This is a genomic window from Microcoleus sp. N3A4 (assembly GCF_036701805.1).
Lineage (GTDB): Bacteria > Cyanobacteriota > Cyanobacteriia > Cyanobacteriales > Microcoleaceae > Microcoleus.
Genome location: NZ_JAUBRJ010000014.1, coordinates 93,755 through 110,668, shown reverse-complemented (window position 1 = coordinate 110,668; position 16,914 = coordinate 93,755). Strand labels below are relative to the sequence as shown.

Annotated in this window: 12 protein-coding genes; 7 read left to right on the top strand and 5 right to left on the bottom strand. The window is 47.2% G+C overall.

What is annotated here, in order from left to right; all coding sequences use genetic code 11:
• Positions 1–41 precede the first annotated feature (41 nt).
• From QUA56_RS10945 to QUA56_RS10915, 7 genes are all read left to right on the top strand, one after another.
• Positions 42–620 (top strand): DUF6272 family protein, encoded by a 579-nt coding sequence (locus QUA56_RS10945; protein WP_333357090.1) that lies wholly within the window; start codon positions 42–44, stop codon positions 618–620.
• 45 nt (positions 621–665) lie between these two features.
• A complete protein-coding gene (locus QUA56_RS10940; protein WP_333357048.1) occupies positions 666–1,010 on the top strand; it encodes a slr1659 superfamily regulator in 345 nt (114 codons plus the stop codon).
• 6 nt (positions 1,011–1,016) lie between these two features.
• Positions 1,017–2,558 carry an adenylate/guanylate cyclase domain-containing protein gene (locus QUA56_RS10935; RefSeq protein WP_333357046.1) on the top strand — a complete coding sequence of 514 codons (1,542 nt, stop codon included), beginning with the start codon at positions 1,017–1,019 and terminating at the stop codon, positions 2,556–2,558.
• 560 nt (positions 2,559–3,118) lie between these two features.
• A complete protein-coding gene (locus QUA56_RS10930) occupies positions 3,119–3,325 on the top strand; it encodes a helix-turn-helix transcriptional regulator (RefSeq protein ID WP_333357043.1) in 207 nt (68 codons plus the stop codon).
• A gap of 42 nt (positions 3,326–3,367) precedes the next feature.
• Positions 3,368–8,209, top strand: a complete 4,842-nt coding sequence (locus QUA56_RS10925; protein ID WP_333357041.1) for a PAS domain S-box protein — start codon at positions 3,368–3,370, stop codon at positions 8,207–8,209.
• Positions 8,210–8,374: 165 nt separating this feature from the next.
• Positions 8,375–10,024, top strand: coding sequence for an ABC transporter substrate-binding protein (locus QUA56_RS10920; RefSeq protein ID WP_333357039.1), 1,650 nt, complete (start codon positions 8,375–8,377; stop codon positions 10,022–10,024).
• Positions 10,025–10,186: 162 nt separating this feature from the next.
• Positions 10,187–10,843, top strand: coding sequence for a pentapeptide repeat-containing protein (locus QUA56_RS10915; RefSeq protein WP_333357036.1), 657 nt, complete (start codon positions 10,187–10,189; stop codon positions 10,841–10,843).
• A 282-nt stretch (positions 10,844–11,125) separates the two neighbouring features.
• On the opposite strand, the gene QUA56_RS10910 is transcribed toward QUA56_RS10915, so the two are convergent.
• The 5 genes from QUA56_RS10910 to acnB form a co-directional block, all read right to left on the bottom strand.
• Entirely contained in the window at positions 11,126–11,506 is a 381-nt protein-coding gene (locus QUA56_RS10910) for a cupin domain-containing protein (RefSeq protein ID WP_445242896.1), read from the bottom strand.
• 81 nt (positions 11,507–11,587) lie between these two features.
• Positions 11,588–12,040, bottom strand: coding sequence for a nucleic acid-binding protein (locus QUA56_RS10905; protein WP_333357033.1), 453 nt, complete (start codon positions 12,038–12,040; stop codon positions 11,588–11,590).
• Positions 12,037–12,420 carry a hypothetical protein gene (locus QUA56_RS10900; RefSeq protein ID WP_333357031.1) on the bottom strand — a complete coding sequence of 128 codons (384 nt, stop codon included), beginning with the start codon at positions 12,418–12,420 and terminating at the stop codon, positions 12,037–12,039. Before QUA56_RS10900 ends, QUA56_RS10905 begins: the two co-directional genes overlap by 4 nt.
• 392 nt (positions 12,421–12,812) lie before the next feature.
• Entirely contained in the window at positions 12,813–13,796 is a 984-nt protein-coding gene (locus tag QUA56_RS10895; RefSeq protein WP_333357028.1) for an AbiTii domain-containing protein, read from the bottom strand.
• A 356-nt stretch (positions 13,797–14,152) separates the two neighbouring features.
• The gene (gene acnB, locus QUA56_RS10890) at positions 14,153–16,768 is read right to left on the bottom strand and encodes a bifunctional aconitate hydratase 2/2-methylisocitrate dehydratase (RefSeq protein ID WP_333357026.1); all 2,616 of its coding nucleotides are present in this window, start codon (positions 16,766–16,768) and stop codon (positions 14,153–14,155) included.
• Positions 16,769–16,914: the final 146 nt, after the last annotated feature.

The following is a 16,914-nucleotide window of genomic DNA, read 5'->3' as shown; positions in this document are numbered from 1 at the left end:
AATTGATGTTCCTCATCTCAAACTTTACCTCTCACATCGATATGATTCAGATTTTAGGCGATTTCATCGAGCGGCCAGCTAGCCAAGAATACTTAATAATTGGATTTTCTCCGAGTTTGATTCCCCTCAAGCAGCGGTGGCGGAACAACGGTTTGTCGGCGGATTTTATGGCTGACTACTTGACGACTTTTTTTCCGGGCAACGAGGACGACCCCTCGACAATTGAAAGACAAGCTGAAATCAAAAGCGCTGTTAGCTACATTGCTAATGAGTTATTAGAGAATGCCATGAAGTTTAATGATGAAACCTCGGAGTACCCGATCGACATTAAACTGCACTTAGAGAGGGACAGACTGATTTTCTCAGTTGCTAACAGCATCCCTCCGCAAGCTGTGGGCAAGTTTCAGGCTTACATTCAGCAGTTGCTCGCCTCCGAGCCGGGCGAGCTTTACATTCAGCAGTTGGAAAAAAATGCTGCTGACGACAACTCTACCGATTCTGGATTGGGCTTGTTGACCATGCTCAGCGATTATACCGCAAAAATCGGCTGGAAGTTCAATACCGTGCAAAAAGACCCGGAAGTAATTGCGGTGACAACTATGGTGCAATTGAGAGTATAAGCAACGCTGGCGATCGATAATATTTCAGGAACTTTTTTTGCTGCAATGGAAATTAAGACAAAAGATTACCATATCTGTTACGATCCAGCAACGGCAACCGTGAGTTTTGTTGGCTCTCTCAGACTGAGCGAGCCTGCGGAGTACGCACCGATTTTGCAGTTGCTGGCCGAGGTGGCCGACGTGGAACCGGCGAAAATTACCCTCAATTTGCAGCAGTTAGAATTTTTGAACAGTGCTGGCATCAATATGCTGTCTAAGTTTATTATCGAGGTTCGCAAAAAAGCCCGGGTGCAAATGGCGGTACAAAGCTCTCAACGCATAACTTGGCAAGGTAAATCTTTGAAGAATTGGCAGCGCCTGATGCCTGGTTTGCAGTTGGAATTAGTATAGACAACAATGACTTTTAGGATGCAGGCTGTTGAGCAATTTTCTGTTAGTAGAGGCGCAATTTCTCGGGTTATGCTGGAAGAAACACCATCTAGAGAACAGCTACTTTTAGAGATAGAAAGATTGCGCCAGCAAGTGGAAGACTTGAAGGAGGAAAAAGCGGATCTGGAAATCTTGCTGGAAACTACTGCTGAACATTCCGATACGGTTGAAAGTCTGTTGCGCTATCGGGCATTGGAGGCGGTGCGCGAAGGCGAAATCAAGCTGGCTCAATTTCTGGAAGCGATTCCGATAGGTGTGGCGGTACTCGATTCTCAAGGCCAACCTTACTACATCAATCACGCCGGACAGCAGTTACTCGGTCAAGGGGTTTTGCCTTTAAATGCAGTTGAGGATTTGTCAAAAAGTTATAAAATTTATATTGCGGGAACTGATACTATTTACCCTTCCGAAAAATTGCCGATCGTCCGAGCTTTGAGGGGCGAAAGCGCGACGGCTGACGATCTGGAAATTCATCAACCCGACAAGAAAGTTCCCCTTGAGATTTGGGGAACGCCAATTTTTGGCGAGGATCGCAAAGTTGGTTTTGCGATCGCAGTTTTTCAAGATGTCACGGAACGCAAACAAGCTGAAGCCGAGCGCCATAAATTGATTAAAGAACAATTTGAACTCAATAATCTAAGTTTGGAAAAATCCCTGGATCTCGAATCAGAATTAACTGATGCCTACGGACGATTTGTACCTCATCAATTTTTAAACTTGTTGGGATATGAAAGTATTATAGATGTCAACTTAGGCGACCAAGTGCAGGAAGAAATGTCGGTGCTGTTTGCGGATATCCGCGACTTCACGGCGCTTTCAGAAACTATGACGCCGCAGCAAAATTTTAATTTTATCAATGCTTACCTTTCGCGGATGGAGCCTGCGATTACTAGCAATAACGGGTTTATTGACAAATACATCGGCGATGCAATTATGGCTCTGTTTAGCGACTTTGCAGATGATGCAGTGAAAGCGGGTATTGCGATGCTAAATATCCTGACTGATTACAACGAACACCGTCAAAAAGTCGGCTACATCCCGATTCAAATTGGCATTGGCATCAATTCTGGTTCTTTGATGCTGGGGACAGTTGGGGGTAAAAGCCGAATGGACAGCACTGTGATTAGCGATGCTGTTAATTTGGCATCTCGCATTGAAGGATTGACCAAAGATTACGGTGTACCTCTGTTAATTTCTCAGCAGACTTTGGAACGGTTGCGAAATCCGGCAGATTATGCTATTCGGATTGTGGATAAAGTACAGGTAAAAGGAAAATCTCAATATGTCGTAGTCTATGAGGTATTTGATGCCGATCCGCCGGAAATTATGTTGGCAAAGCTAGCAAATTTGCCCGTATATAATGAAGCTATGTTACTGTGCGATCGCAAGGAGTTCCGAGAAGCGGGAAAATTGTTTGAAGAGTGTTTGCGGACAAATCCGAGCGATCGGGTAGCTCGCATTTACCTGAAACGCTGTCGGGATTGGCGATCGCTCCTCAAAGGAATTTAGCGGTCGTGAGTCATATCAAATCCGGTTGAGTAGGTAGACGCAAATAAAAGAAGCTGTGTAACAGAATCTAAAGTTGCGATCGCCGCAAGCGAATTGCTTCGTTTCACCTCGCTTTTGACAATCAAGCATCCAGGATACAAGCCCCCGGATTCATCCGTCCAGAAATAAAAAACCTGTATCCGATGAAACTTGCCGAACGTATTTATTCGTGGGGTGAATGCTTTAATTCTAAAATCTAAAATCTAAAATCTAAAATCTAAAATCGATTGACTGCTTATGTATTTTCCCACTCATTTACTTACATCTACTTACATCAGAATGATATAACAGTCTCCAAGGCTGTTAGGACAGATACCTGTGATATAAAATCCGGTTGCATCGGCATGATTAAACCGATGATTAAACCGCTTTCGTCGCAAAGAACACAAAAAAAGAAGAGAAAGAAGAAGATGCAGTTCTTCCTTCGCGCTTTTGGCGTCTTCGCGGTTGATTTAATCTTACTCGATAACAGAACTTGATATAATAAAAGTCCGAATCAAACGGAATTGATATTATTGCTGATGCCTCTCAAAATAGAACGGCTGAAGGCAGAACAACCAGCGATCGGTAATTGGGTGCGAGAACTGCGGCAAGCGCTGAAGCTGTCTCAGGAAAAGTTGGCTGATGAATTAGGCATGACCTTTCCCACAATTAATCGTTGCGAAAATGGACGCGCTACGCCTTCTCGCTTGGCACTCAACCAAATAGACATCTTGCTGGATGAGTAAGGCGCTGCGAGCAAGATATTTTTCGGATAAGGAGTACAAAGCGTGAGTTTAGAGGGAATCAAAAGCATTTTCAGAGATATTCGACTACTTCCTTATGGTGTCGCTACTCTCTCCGTGGCTCTGGCACTGGGGCTAACCCGATCGCTTTTACCGTGGCTCTACCCAACCACGATGCCCCTGTTTTTCATCGCAGTGATGGTGAGTGCCTGGTATGGCAGTTTCGGGGCTGGGTTGCTGGCAACAATTTTATCCACGCTGGCAATCAACTATTTTTTTATTGAGCCGTTCTATTCCTTACAGATATTTAATGTAGAGACAATTGTTCGGCTGGGTATGTTTTCGATCGCGGCAGGATCGATCGCTTCACTCAATAGATCGCGGCGCACTGCTCTAAAAAACGCAAAAGCAGCCTTGCAAACTTTACAGGAGGCAATAGAGCGAGAACAAAAGGCGCAAGTTCGGGACTCCGCAGCACAAGCTGCGGCGACTGCGGCAAAAGAACAGCTAGAAACGGTACTTTCTAGCATCAACGATGGGTTTTACATCCTCGATCGCGATTGGCGCTACACCTATGCCAACGATCGCTACTGTGAAATGGTTGGAATGCAGCGGTCAGCGATTCTGGGTCAGAACGTTTGGGAGTTATTTCCGGCTGCCGTTGACACCGATGCTTACGTGCAATTTCATCGGGCAATCCGCGAACAAACGCCGCTCCAGTTTGATTATCTGTACTCACCTTGGAAAGGTTGGCACGACCATCGCATTTACCCTTCGCCCAGTGGACTGACCGTTTTGCTTGCTGACATTACCGATCGCAAACAGGCGGAACTCCTCCTAATCGAGCAGAAACGACTGCTGGAGTCGATCGCCTTCGGGCAGCCACTAGACGACTGTCTTGCAGCCGTGTGCGACTCAGTATCCAGGCTGAATCCGGGTACCCGCGCCTGCTTCCTGCTAGCCGATTTTCAGCGGCTGACGTTTAAGAGATCCATTACTCCAGACTTTCCACCGTCTTTTGGTGAAGGACTCAAGGATGCTCCGATTAACGATTTGTGCATTGGAACCTGCGGCGAAGCAGTGTATTGCGGTCAGCCCGTGACCTGCGCCGACATTGCCACCGACGGTCGCTGGTCGCAAGCATGGCGAAATTTATGCGTGGCTCATGGCATTCTAGGGTGTCATTCTCAGCCCGTGTTCGCGCAGGACAATTTACCTCTGGGGTCGCTGATGCTGTGCTTTAGCGAGGCGCGGAGGCCGACGGATTGGGAATATAAACTCGCGGAGTTCGGCACCAAAGTTGCCAGCATCGCGTTCGAGCGCGATCGATCGTTTCAGGCGTTGCGCCAGAGCGCAGAACAGCTCCGACTGGCTTCCGAAGGCGGCAATTTGGGTTTGTGGTATTGGGATATGGAAACTGACACGCTGACTTGGACGGATATAGCCAAAGCGATGTTTGGTTTACCCCTCAATACGGCAATGTCGGTGCAGGTGTTTTTAGAAGCCGTGCATCACGACGATCGCCAGTTCGTTCACACCGTCATCACTGAGCTACAAGCGAATCAACCGCATACTGAAATAGAGTATCGGACGCTGTGGGCAGATGGCACCGTTCGTTGGATTTTGGCAAAGAGCGATTGCGCCTACAACGCTGATGGCATAATAATTTCGATGCAGGGCGTATTAATCGATATCAGCGATCGAAAACTTGCCGAAGCAGCATTGCGTCAAAGCGAAGAGCAGACTCGGAACATTCTGGAGAGCATTGATGATGGATTCTTTGCCATTGATGAGAATTGGCGTTTCACTTACATGAATCCGTCTGGCGGAATTCTGCTAGACCGCACTGCAGGCGATCTGATTGGGAAGAATTTGTGGGAAGAATTCCCAGGACTCGATGGCAGCGAGTTTGAGCGGGTTTATCGGCGCGTGGCAAACGAGCGCGTGGCTTTGTCAGTCACGGCGTTTTATCCCGCTCGCGATCGGTGGTATGAGGTTCGCGCCTACCCTGCCGCGAACGGGATTACCATTTATTTACGAAATGTCACCGATCGAAAACTTGCCGAGGAAGTATTGCAACAACGAGAAGCAGAACTTCGTTTAGTCACCAATGCCGTGCCTGCCTCGATCTCCTTTGTAGACTCAGACCAACGCTACCGCTTCAACAATCGAGCATATGAAGAATGGTTTGGACATCCGGCAGCGGAAATCTACGGCAAGCACCTCCGAGAGATTTTAGGCGAAACTGGCTATGAAGGGATTCGTCCTTATGTTGAGCAAGTATTGGCAGGACAGGAAGTGACCTTTGAAAGCCAACTTCCCTGCAAAGATGGTGGAACCCGTGATATCGATGCGACCTATGTTCCCCGCTTCAACAGCCAGGGAACAGTTGAGGGGTTTGTAGCACTGGTCAACGATATCACCGATCGCAAACAAGCCGAAGCCAAACTGCGGGAGAGCGAGACACGGTTCCGGCTGATGGCAGATGCCGCCCCTGTGATGATTTGGATGGCTGACACCGATAAACTCGGTTATTACTTCAACCTGCCGTGGCTCAACTTTACGGGACGGACGATCGAGCAAGAAAGGGGCAATGGCTGGACAGAAGGAGTCCACCCCGACGACCTCGATCGGTGTTTAGACACCTATGTGACTGCCTTTGAGGCCCGTCAACCGTTCAAGATGGAATATCGCTTGAAACGCTGTGATGGCATATACCGTTGGGTTATGGATGAAGCTGTTCCTCGCTACGGATTGGAAAGTGAGTTCTTGGGCTACATCGGCTCCTGTGTTGATATTGAAGACCACAAACAAGCTGAGGAAGCCCTGCGCGAGAGTGAATCCCGCCTGCGCCTGATCTTTGAAAGCGCCAAAGATTATGCAATCTTTACCCTCGACCTTAACGGCATCATTGCGAGTTGGAACTCAGGGGCACAGAGGCTTTTGGGCTATACCGAGACAGAAGCAATTGGTTGCCCCGCTCGGATGATCTTCACGCCCGAAGATAACGAACAAGGACAAGCTGAGTACGAGAGGCAAACGGCTCTAACGCAAGGACGGGCAGAAGACGAACGCTGGCACGTCCGCAAAGATGGGAATCGCTTTTGGGCAAGTGGATTGATGATGCCCCTGCTTAATGAAGCGGATTGTCCGCAGGGATTTGTCAAAATCATGCAGGACAAGACCGCACAACGGCAAGCAAGTGAGCGACTGCAATTGCTCTATGAAACTACCCGCGATCTCTTGAATACAGAACAGCCTCTGGCGTTGATGCACGCGCTATTCAGCAAACTTTCAGTGCAACTCGACCTGCACTGTTACTACAACTTCATGGTGGAAGAAAAAGACAACCACCCGATGCTGCATTTGAAAAACTACGATGGGATCTCTGAAGAAACAGCGCAGCCGATCGCCTGGATCGAATTAGGTGAATATCTCTGCGGACTGGTTGCTCAAACGCAGCAACAAATTGTCTTGAATCAAGCCCAACTTTCCACTCATCCGAATGCTAAAGCCGTCTGTGAAAGTGGCATCACGGCTTACGCGGGTCAACCGTTAATCGCTCGAGGGCGGTTGTTAGGAACGCTTTCATTTGCCAGTCAGACTCGGACGCACTTTACGCCTGCAGAAATCGAGCTGCTGCGATCGACCTGTGACCAGATCGCGATCGCTATGGAACGGGCAAACCTGACCGCTTCACTCCAGCAGCAAGCGGAACAGCTAAGACAGGCAAATCGCATCAAGGATGAGTTTTTAGCGGTACTGTCCCATGAATTGCGATCGCCCCTCAATCCCATCCTGGGGTGGTCAAAGCTGCTGCAAACTGGCAAGCTGGATGCTGCCAAAACCGCACAGGCGTTAGCGGCGATCGAACGAAACGCCAAGCTGCAAACTGAACTGATTGAAGATTTGCTCGATGTCTCGAAAATTCTCCAAGGCAAGCTCACTCTTAATATTCGTCCAGTCGATTTAGCTTTAACTGTGGAATCGGCGATCGAAACCGTCAGTTTGGCTGCCGTTGCCAAATCCATTGACATTCAGACTGTGTTAGATGCTCGGATCGGACTAATTTTGGGGGATTCGGGCCGCTTGCAGCAGATTGTCTGGAATCTTGTTTCCAATGCGGTCAAATTCACCTCGGCCGGGGGGCGCGTTGAGGTGAATTTGACTCGTGTTGGCGATCGGGCTCAAATTACGGTGGCGGATACAGGGATTGGCATCGCACGGGAGTTTTTACCCTACGTGTTTGACTACTTCCGGCAAGAAGATGGCGCCACAACCCGCAAGTTTGGCGGCTTGGGATTGGGGCTGGCGATCGTGCGGCATCTAGTCGAACTGCACGGCGGCACCGTTGCGGCAGATAGCCCCGGTGAAGGGCTAGGAGCTACCTTTACCGTCAGACTGCCCCTATCGGGGAAGGTAAAGGGACAAGAAAACTCTTTTGCAGGAGTTTCGGAACGATCGACTGCGGATGAACCGTTATCGGGGATGCGGGTACTGGTTGTAGATGATGAGCCGGATATGCGAGACTTGATTTCCTTTTTGCTAGAAGACGCAGGTGCAGAGGTAGTGACTGTTGCTGTCGCTCAAGAAGCTCTCACGGCGTTGGCTGGGTTCCAGCCAGATGTCCTGTTGAGCGACATTGGAATGCCGGAGATGGATGGCTATATGCTGTTGCGGCAAGTGAGAGCCTTACCGCCAGAACGGGGTGGGCTGATTCCGGCGATCGCCCTGACTGCCTATGCGGGCGAGTTCGATCGACAGCAAGCTTTGCAAGCTGGATTTCAACGACATCTGGCAAAGCCGATCGAACCGGATGAATTAATTAAGACGATCGCCGCAATTCTTAGCAAGAACAGCGATCGCCCAGCAAGCTCTAAGGATTGATGCGATCGAGTTCAAGCCGATCGAACGTCACCAAGTTTTCGGCTTGCTTTGGTTAGGCAGCGATATTTGTATGGCAGGAGAATCTACGAATAAATCCGGTTTCTAGTCTAATAGTGCGTAAGTCCTGATAATATAATCAGTAATTTGGAGTGTCAAAAAAAGCCGATGAGAATCAACAAGCAGCAGTCTAGAATATCTATAAAACCTTCAGTGATTAAAGCTATAGCTCTGTTCTGTCTGTGCTGCTTGTTAACTGCAAGTTGCGGACAGGGCTCGCGTCGATCGGTGAATGCGAGCGGCGAAAATGCTAATAACCGCGTTACTATTGGCACAACTTTGAAATTGCGGACGATCGACCCTGCGGATGCTTACGAAATTATCTCAGGGCAACTGCTGCAAAATTTGGGCGATACTCTCTACACTTACAAGTCGGGAACTACTGAGTTAATTCCCCACTTAGCGACAGCACTTCCAAAAGTTAGCCAAGATGGGTTGACATATACAATCCCCTTGCGTCAAGGCGTTATTTTTCACGACGACACACCTTTTAACGCCGCAGCAATGGAGTTTTCCTTGCAGCGGTTTATCAAAAATGGCGGCCGTCCGGCTTTCTTGTTGAGCGATGCAGTAGAATCTGTGAAAGCGACGGGCGAATACGAAGTAACTTTTCAACTCAAAAAGCCTTTTGCTGCTTTTCCTTCCCTGTTGACATTTGCCGGTATTTGTGCAGTTTCTCCAAAAGCTTACGAGATTGGGGAGGGTAAATTTAAACCCGATACGTTTGTAGGAACTGGACGCTACAAGTTGGCGAAGTACGGCAGCGATTCTCTCAAGTTTGACGTGTTTGACAAATATTGGGGAGAAAAACCAGTTAATCAAGGAATTGACCTTTTACTGCTTTCTAGTTCGTCAAATTTGTTCAATAGTTTTCGGACTGGTGGAGTCGATGTGGCTTATTTGTCTCTGGATGCTGACCAAGTTCGCAGCTTGGGCGATGGAGCAAAACAAGGGAAATGGCAGGAAATCGCGGGGGAAAGCAGTACGGTTAGTTACATGACGCTGAATACCAAGTCTAAACCGCTTGATAAGTTAGAAGTGAGACAGGCGATCGCAGCAGCGATGGATCGCCCGCTGATTAACGATCGCGTACTGCGGGGACAAGCACAACCGCTTTACAGTCTGATTCCCACAACCTTCGACGTTCAAAAACCGATTTTTAAAGAACTGTACGGCGATGCCAACACAGCAAAGGCTAAGGAACTTTTAACGAAAGCGGGATACTCGGCCGCAAATCCTTTTGTCCTGCAAATTTGGTATCCTTCAGCTTCCACAAAACGAGCTTTAGTGGCGAGTACGATCGAGGCGCAAGCTAAACTCAAAATGGACGGGATAATGCAGGTAGAAATTAACAGCGTTGAATCTCCGACTTTGTTTCAAAATATAGAGAAGGGGATTTATCCTGCGGTTTTAGTTGATTGGTATGCCGACTTTTTCGACGCCGACAATTATATTCAGCCGTTTTTGGATTGTGCCACGGGTTCGGCCGCCGGGGGCTGTGAAAAGGGTGCCAGTCAAGGTCAGGGTTCGTTTTATTATAGCGATCGGGTAAATAAACTGATCGACAGGCAGCGCAAAGAAGCAAACCCTCAAACCCGCAAAGCCCTGTTTGCCGAAATTCAAGATATACTGGGTCAAGATGTACCTTTCATCCCTCTTTGGCAGGATAAGGACTACACTTTTGCTCAGAAAAATATTACCGGCGTCCGTTTAGAACCGACGCAATCTTTTCCTTTTTGGTTCCTGAAAAAGCAATAATTCTTTACAATAATTGGCCGGAGTTGAAACGTCAATTATTATTGCATATTATGTGCACAACAGGGTGATGATTGTCACAGTTTATCAAAGAGACCGATCACCCAAGCCTCTCAAAATATGTGGGATATTATTAAAGAGAGAGAGATTGCTGAGGGTAAGTATATGAAACTTGGAATTTTAACAACAGGGCTGCTGATTGCGATCGGTTGTGCCTCGGGAGTAAAAGCAGAAAACGTATCACAAGTCAAGCAACTATTAGAAACTAAACAATGTAGCAAATGTGACTTGACAGGAGCGCAGCTTGCTGGTACGAATCTGAGCGGTGCAGACTTGAGCGGTGCAAATCTGCGGGGTGCAAATTTGAACGGTGCTAACCTCAACGAAGCCAAACTGAACCAAGCAAATCTGAAACAAGCTAAATTGCAAGGTGCGAGTTTAATTGCGGCTAAAATGCACGGGGCTAATTTGGAAGGCGCTGATTTGAGCCGCGCTAATCTGAGTTTGGCGGGTTTAGTAATTGCCAGTTTGAAAAATACCAACCTCACCAGCGCTAATTTAATGGGGGCTAATTTAGAAAGTGCCGATTTGGTGGGTGCAAACCTGAGAAATGCTCGCCAGTCTGTAGCAAATTTAGCGAATGTCAGCCTCAGAGGTGGCAGTTTGTCGGGAATAGACGTACAGGGAGTCAACTTGCGGGATGCAAATTTGACCGATGCTAATTTGAACGGTGCAAATTTGAACGGTTCGGACTTGACTGGTGCTAATTTAAAGAATGCCAATATGGCAAATGTAGATTTGAAAAACGCTTCTTTGCCGTAGGACGATCGCCAATTGCTATATCAAATTCTGGTGCTTAACAAGCTTAATATAATAATGTAGGGGCAATTTCCGAATTGCCCCTACAGTTTTAATTGTAGGATTTATCTCGTTTCCGGTCGCTGTGTGGGTCAATCGATTTTAGATTTTAGATTTTAGATTTTAGATTGAAGCATTGACCCCACGGATGAATCCGGGGGCTTGTATCCTTGATGCTTTCGGTCATTGTTAGGCGTGCGAAGCTTTTCGCTGGCATCTGCGATTGCTTCATATTATGATGTCGGATCAATCTTCCTCGCGAGCATCTTGGGCGAAGCGGATAATGTCATCATCGCCTAGGTATTCGCCATTTTGGATTTCAATCATCACCAGGGGAATAACGCCTGGATTTTCTACGCGGTGAGCAGTATTCATGGGAACGTAGGTTGACTGTTTCTGCATGAGAATCGTCTCTTTGTCGTCGCAGATAACTTTAGCGGTTCCAGAGACGACAACCCAATGTTCGCTGCGGTGATAGTGCATTTGGGTGCTGATGTGATGCCCCGGTTTGACTTCAATGCGATTGATCTTGTAACGATCGCCCGCGTCTATGACTGTAACTTTACCCCAAAACCGGGTTTGTGTGCGATCGTCCATTTTTTCGATTGTGTCCACTGTTTCCACCATCCTGTTTATCTCGCCAACGGTGTCTGTAAAAATATCTGTAGTTCAAAGTATATCAGAAGGTAAGTGCGATCGATTTAAACATTACTGAATTAGCCGCCATTCGCGAGCATCCACAAACTGAGACAAATGCCCCACATTTGTTGTAGCAATTACCACCTCATTGCCTTCACGTGCCTCCAATATTGCTTGAGCCGCCAAAATCACATCCCCGTCAAGTGCATTGGGTTCTGCGGTTGGTCTTCCTCTCCTTCTCGCGTCAGCCCACAACTGAGCCGCTAGAAGCATTACCTCCGAAGTCAAAGGACGGTATGTAAGGACATTCTTGAATAGGTCAAGTTTTCTGATACCTCTCTCTTTTCCCGCTCGAATCAATTCTCGCCGCACCTCATAGTCAGCAATTTCAGGCAGGATTACCATTTCGCCATTTTGTAGTAAAGAGTCTAGCCAAAGTTGGCATTCCAAATAAGGAGGTTTGGCTTGAGGGTTTGTTACCATTCCTAATGGGCCAGAATCCAAAATAATTATTCTGCTCATTGAAACAAGGGTCGATTAGACATCCGATCTTCATTTATCACTTGTTCTAGACATTCCGCAATTTCTTTTTGCTCTTGTTCGTCATCCTCTTCTCGCCACGATCGCAATAATTCAATTGCACCTTGATTTCTTTGTATCCGTTCCTCCAGCGACAGTTTAGTAATGTCAATTTTCTCCGATGTCTGGGGAGGCTCGGACAAGACTGGCTTAACTGTCACACTTTCCAGAAATAACCTCATTATTTTAAGCAAATTAGGCCAATATTCTCTCGGAGTTTGCTGAATTACACTGAGAAACTCTACCATTTCATTACCAATGCGAATTTCTGGCGCTGAAGTTGGTGTCTCAGGGTTTTCAGTGATTAAAGCTCGTTCAGACATACTTTTTTTCTCCTCAATCGGATTTATAGGAATTGGCAGGTCGATATCCTGGATGAGAATTAGAGATTGGCGATCGAACTCGCCTCTACTTATATTTTAAACAAAAGACGGGGGAGCATCACGGAGGACTTTACTTTTTAGTTTCCAGGCGGACTGTTTCATGGCCAGAAGGTGGCGACAGCTAAAATTTCTTTTTAGTTCTACAACATATTCCATATAAATCCTGTACACCTACAAACCTGGGAAAGCCAATTGCTGCTACCTTACTTGATCGATCAGGAATATGCTGTAATTTATCAGAAAAGTTCCTTGGTTTGTAGCCACCTCTCCACCATAACCGATCACCTCTCAGCGGTCGGGTGCATCACCGTTGTTATGCCCCCCACTTCACTCTATTCTGGTTTGAACCAACCTTTAAGTACGGCTTTCCCAACATTTATATAGGGGTTATCTAAAAATTCTTCGATAGCAGCTTCACTTCCAGCCTGAAGTGCACCAACTGCCCGACGCTTGAAACTGGGAGTAGTTTCATCATTAACGTAAGCAACCTTTTCAGCTTCAGTAGCATTCGGATTCGTTTTCTCAAACTGTTGAATGAGTTGTTGAATTTCATTAGCAACTTCTGCAAGCGTTTTCTTAGGCTCAGATAAATGGATGTGTTGATTTGCTTGCTGTCGCGCATTATCTGAAACTTGGTTGGCAAAATTGCCAACATTTGCGCCACGCAAGTCATTTTCAAAGGTTTCTGAACTAGCCTGACTCTCTGATGATGATTTTTGCATCTGCGACTGTCCTATAGTGACTTGAATCAAACTATTGTAATCATTCTTAGCAGCAATCTGTTTTTCTTCCTGGGAAAAACTCATTCCCTCTCCTAAAATCCCATCTTTCTCTAATTTCAATGACCAGTTAAGAACGACATCCCGTACAGCCTCTAATACGCCCTTTACTTGGGATACATCAATATGTATTCGTATTTCATAGGGGATGGGATAATACTCTTTCAATAATTCTTCCAATTCGGGTGCCATAGTAATTAAAGATGACTTTGGAGCTTTGGCAGTCTCAACCAGTGCTTCTATTTGACTGATTGGTTGACGCACAGGTGTTTTGCATATCAACTCATGCAATTGCAAAGGAACTTCGACTTGTCTCCATCCATGATAGGGAATAAGCGCTTCCAAGTCTCCCCACATGAATCGATATTGAGGGATATCAGACTTCTTAAGATAGCCATTAAGTTCTTTTTCTACCCAGTGTTGAAACTCTTGAATATTAAGTTTTATTGCAACGACCAAAGCTTTTCGGAGCAAAACTAACACAGAGATTGCTGGATTGAGAGCATCGCTCTGTAGTTCCAAGACTAAGAAACCCATAAAGCTTCAGTTACCTTACTTCAAGAGCTGCGCTGTTGTTCTAACCTGTCCTTCTAATTACTGTTTTCAATTGCCATACCGACAATCTTAAACTGCTGTCGTAACCCATCGCCTAGCGGTATAACTAGATATTGGCCCCCATTGCGGTACGCTGTAAAAACACCCACTGATTCTAAATTCTCGCATATTTAGTGTGCTGTCAACAACCACTGAAAAACTTAGGATTTTCTAGGATAGCAGATTTTAGGTTCTCTTGGCTATCGGTGCTTGAAAATTATTCGGATATAATTACTTTTTTCCTGTCTTTCATTTACTCATATTATAAACAAAAGGCGGGCGATCGCCCGCCGCACTTTTTACTTGCTCAAAACACCATCGGGAATCCCCAAAATATCCTCAATTCGAGGCATATCTTCTAAAGCAATCACTCGCCCTTCATCCTCAAAACCAGCAATTTGATCGAAATTCAAATACCGATACAAATCACCAGCAAAAGGATCGATTCTCTGCGACACAATGTCATTGTATTCTTGGACGGTAGGAATGCGACCCAAGAGCGAACAAACTGCCGCCAATTCCGCCGAGCCGAGATAAACTTGTGCATCTTTGCCCATGCGGTTGTTAAAGTTGCGAGTCGAAGTTGAAAACACCGTTGTCGCATCTTTAACCCGCGCTTGATTGCCCATACAAAGACTGCAACCTGGCATTTCTGTGCGAGCTCCAGCGGCTCCAAAAATGCTGTAGTAACCTTCTTCTTTCAGTTGCTGTTCGTCCATCCGAGTTGGCGGACAAATCCACAGGCGAGTTTTAACTTCCCCTGCACCTTCCAACACCTTCGCAGTGGCGCGGTAGTGACCGATATTTGTCATGCAAGAACCGACAAATACTTCGTCAACGCGATCGCCCGCAACCTCACTCAACAACTTAACATTATCCGGGTCATTGGGAGCAGCCACAATTGGCTCTTTAATCTCGTTCAAATCGATTTCGATGATTTCAACGTATTCCGCATCAGCATCCGCCTCCATCAACACCGGATTAGCCAGCCATTCCTCCATCTTCGCCACCCGGCGCATCATCGTCCGCGCATCTTGATAGCCCCGCGCTACCATATTTTTCAGCAGCGCGACATTGGAACGAATGTACTCGGAAACAGTCTCCACGCTCAGTTTAATCGTGCATCCAGCGCAAGAACGCTCGGCCGACGCATCGGTCAATTCAAAAGCCTGCTCGACCTTCAAATCGGGCAAACCTTCAATCTCCATAATCCGCCCCGAAAAGACATTTTTCTTATTCTGTTTCGCGACAGTCAACAAACCTTTTTGAATCGCCACATAGGGAATTGCATTCACAACATCCCTGAGCGTTACTCCGGGCTGCAATTCGCCTTTAAACCGCACTAAAACGGATTCCGGCATATCCAAAGGCATGACGCCCAAAGCAGCAGCAAATGCCACCAATCCCGAACCCGCCGGAAAGGAAATTCCCAACGGAAAACGAGTGTGAGAATCGCCGCCGGTTCCCACTGTATCTGGCAATAACATTCGGTTCAGCCAAGAGTGAATAATGCCGTCTCCGGGACGCAAAGCTATGCCGGCGCGCTGTGCCATGAAATCGGGCAATTCGTGGTGAGTTTTGACATCAACTGGTTTTGGATAAGCGGCGGTGTGGCAAAAACTTTGAATTACCAAATCGGCGCTAAATCCCAAACAAGCAAGTTCTTTCAATTCGTCCCGAGTCATCGGCCCGGTGGTATCTTGCGAGCCGACTGTTGTCATGACTGGTTCGCAAGATGTACCGGGACGAACGCCGGACAAACCGCAAGCTTTGCCTACCATTTTCTGTGCTAAAGTGAAGCCTTTGCCCGTATCTACTGGAATTGTAGGACGGGTGAAAATAGTGCTGGGTTCTAGTCCTAAAGCTGCGCGGGTTTTGTCGGTTAAAGTTCGTCCAATTAATAGCGGAATTCGGCCGCCGGCGCGAACTTCGTCTAGAATTGTGTCGGGTTTGAGGGTGAAGGTGGAGATGATTTCTCCGGCTTCGTTGGTGATTTCGCCTTTGTAGGGATGGATGGTAATTACCATTCCTGTTTCCATTTGGGAGACATCGCATTCGATCGGCAAAGCGCCGGAATCTTCAGCGGTATTGAAGAAAATCGGGGCGATCGCACTTCCCAGAATATATCCGCCGCTGCGCTTGTTGGGCACAAACGGAATATCGTTACCGATGTGCCACAGCACGGAATTAATCGCCGATTTCCGCGAGGAACCGGTGCCGACAACATCGCCGACGTAGGCTACGGGATGGCCTTTTTGCTTCAAATCTGCGATCGTTTGCAGAGCTCCTGGCATCTTACTTTCCAGCATCACCAAAGCGTGCAGGGGAATGTCCGGTCGCGTGGTAGCATGAGGTGCTGGCGACAAGTCATCGGTATTGGTTTCTCCAGGAACTTTGAAGACTGTAACAGTAATGACTTCCGGCAGTTGGGGGCGGTTGGTGAACCACTCGGCATCCGCCCAAGAATCGACTATCTGCTTGGCGTAGGGATTGGTATCGGATAAAGTCAGAATGTCGTGGAAAGCGTCAAATACTAACAGCGTTTTGCTCAATGCTCGGGCTGCGGTGGAGGGAATGGCGGTTTCAGCAGTGGGATTGAGCAAATCGATTAAAGATTGGACGTTGTAACCGCCCATCATTGTCCCCAGCAGATAAACTGCCCATTTGGGAGCAATTAGGGGGCTGTGGATTTCGCCTTTAGCAATGCCAGTTAAAAAACCAGCTTTGACGTAGGCAGCGCTGTCTACTCCGGGCGGGACTCGATCGCGCAATAATTCTATTAGGGCTTCTTCTTCCCCTGCTGGGGGATTTTTCAGCAGTTCGCACAGTTCTGACGTTTGCCCAGCTTCTAGGGGGAGCGGTGGAATTCCCAATGCTGCGCGTTCGGCAGCGCTACGGCGGTAAGATTCAAGCATTTCTCCTCTCTCCTCGGATAGTGTTCGGTAGTTGTTGGCAGGTGACATTACTTTTTAGATTAGGAGCTGGCGCTGCACATTTGGCAAAGTACCCGCTCTTATAAAAACTTAACGCAACTTGAGAAACTGTAGAGGTTCATACCGAA

Bases quoted from the DNA above. Each gene is read 5' to 3' on its own strand.
- QUA56_RS10945 (WP_333357090.1), top strand. From the start codon at position 42: ATGATTCAGATTTTAGGCGATTTCATCGAGCGGCCAGCTAGCCAAGAA.
- QUA56_RS10940 (WP_333357048.1), top strand. From the start codon at position 666: ATGGAAATTAAGACAAAAGATTACCATATCTGTTACGATCCAGCAACG.
- QUA56_RS10935 (WP_333357046.1), top strand. From the start codon at position 1,017: ATGACTTTTAGGATGCAGGCTGTTGAGCAATTTTCTGTTAGTAGAGGC.
- QUA56_RS10930 (WP_333357043.1), top strand. From the start codon at position 3,119: ATGCCTCTCAAAATAGAACGGCTGAAGGCAGAACAACCAGCGATCGGT.
- QUA56_RS10920 (WP_333357039.1), top strand. From the start codon at position 8,375: ATGAGAATCAACAAGCAGCAGTCTAGAATATCTATAAAACCTTCAGTG.
- QUA56_RS10915 (WP_333357036.1), top strand. From the start codon at position 10,187: ATGAAACTTGGAATTTTAACAACAGGGCTGCTGATTGCGATCGGTTGT.
- QUA56_RS10910 (WP_445242896.1), bottom strand. From the start codon at position 11,506: ATGGTGGAAACAGTGGACACAATCGAAAAAATGGACGATCGCACACAA.
- QUA56_RS10905 (WP_333357033.1), bottom strand. From the start codon at position 12,040: ATGAGCAGAATAATTATTTTGGATTCTGGCCCATTAGGAATGGTAACA.
- QUA56_RS10900 (WP_333357031.1), bottom strand. From the start codon at position 12,420: ATGTCTGAACGAGCTTTAATCACTGAAAACCCTGAGACACCAACTTCA.
- QUA56_RS10895 (WP_333357028.1), bottom strand. From the start codon at position 13,796: ATGGGTTTCTTAGTCTTGGAACTACAGAGCGATGCTCTCAATCCAGCA.
- acnB (WP_333357026.1), bottom strand. From the start codon at position 16,768: ATGCTTGAATCTTACCGCCGTAGCGCTGCCGAACGCGCAGCATTGGGA.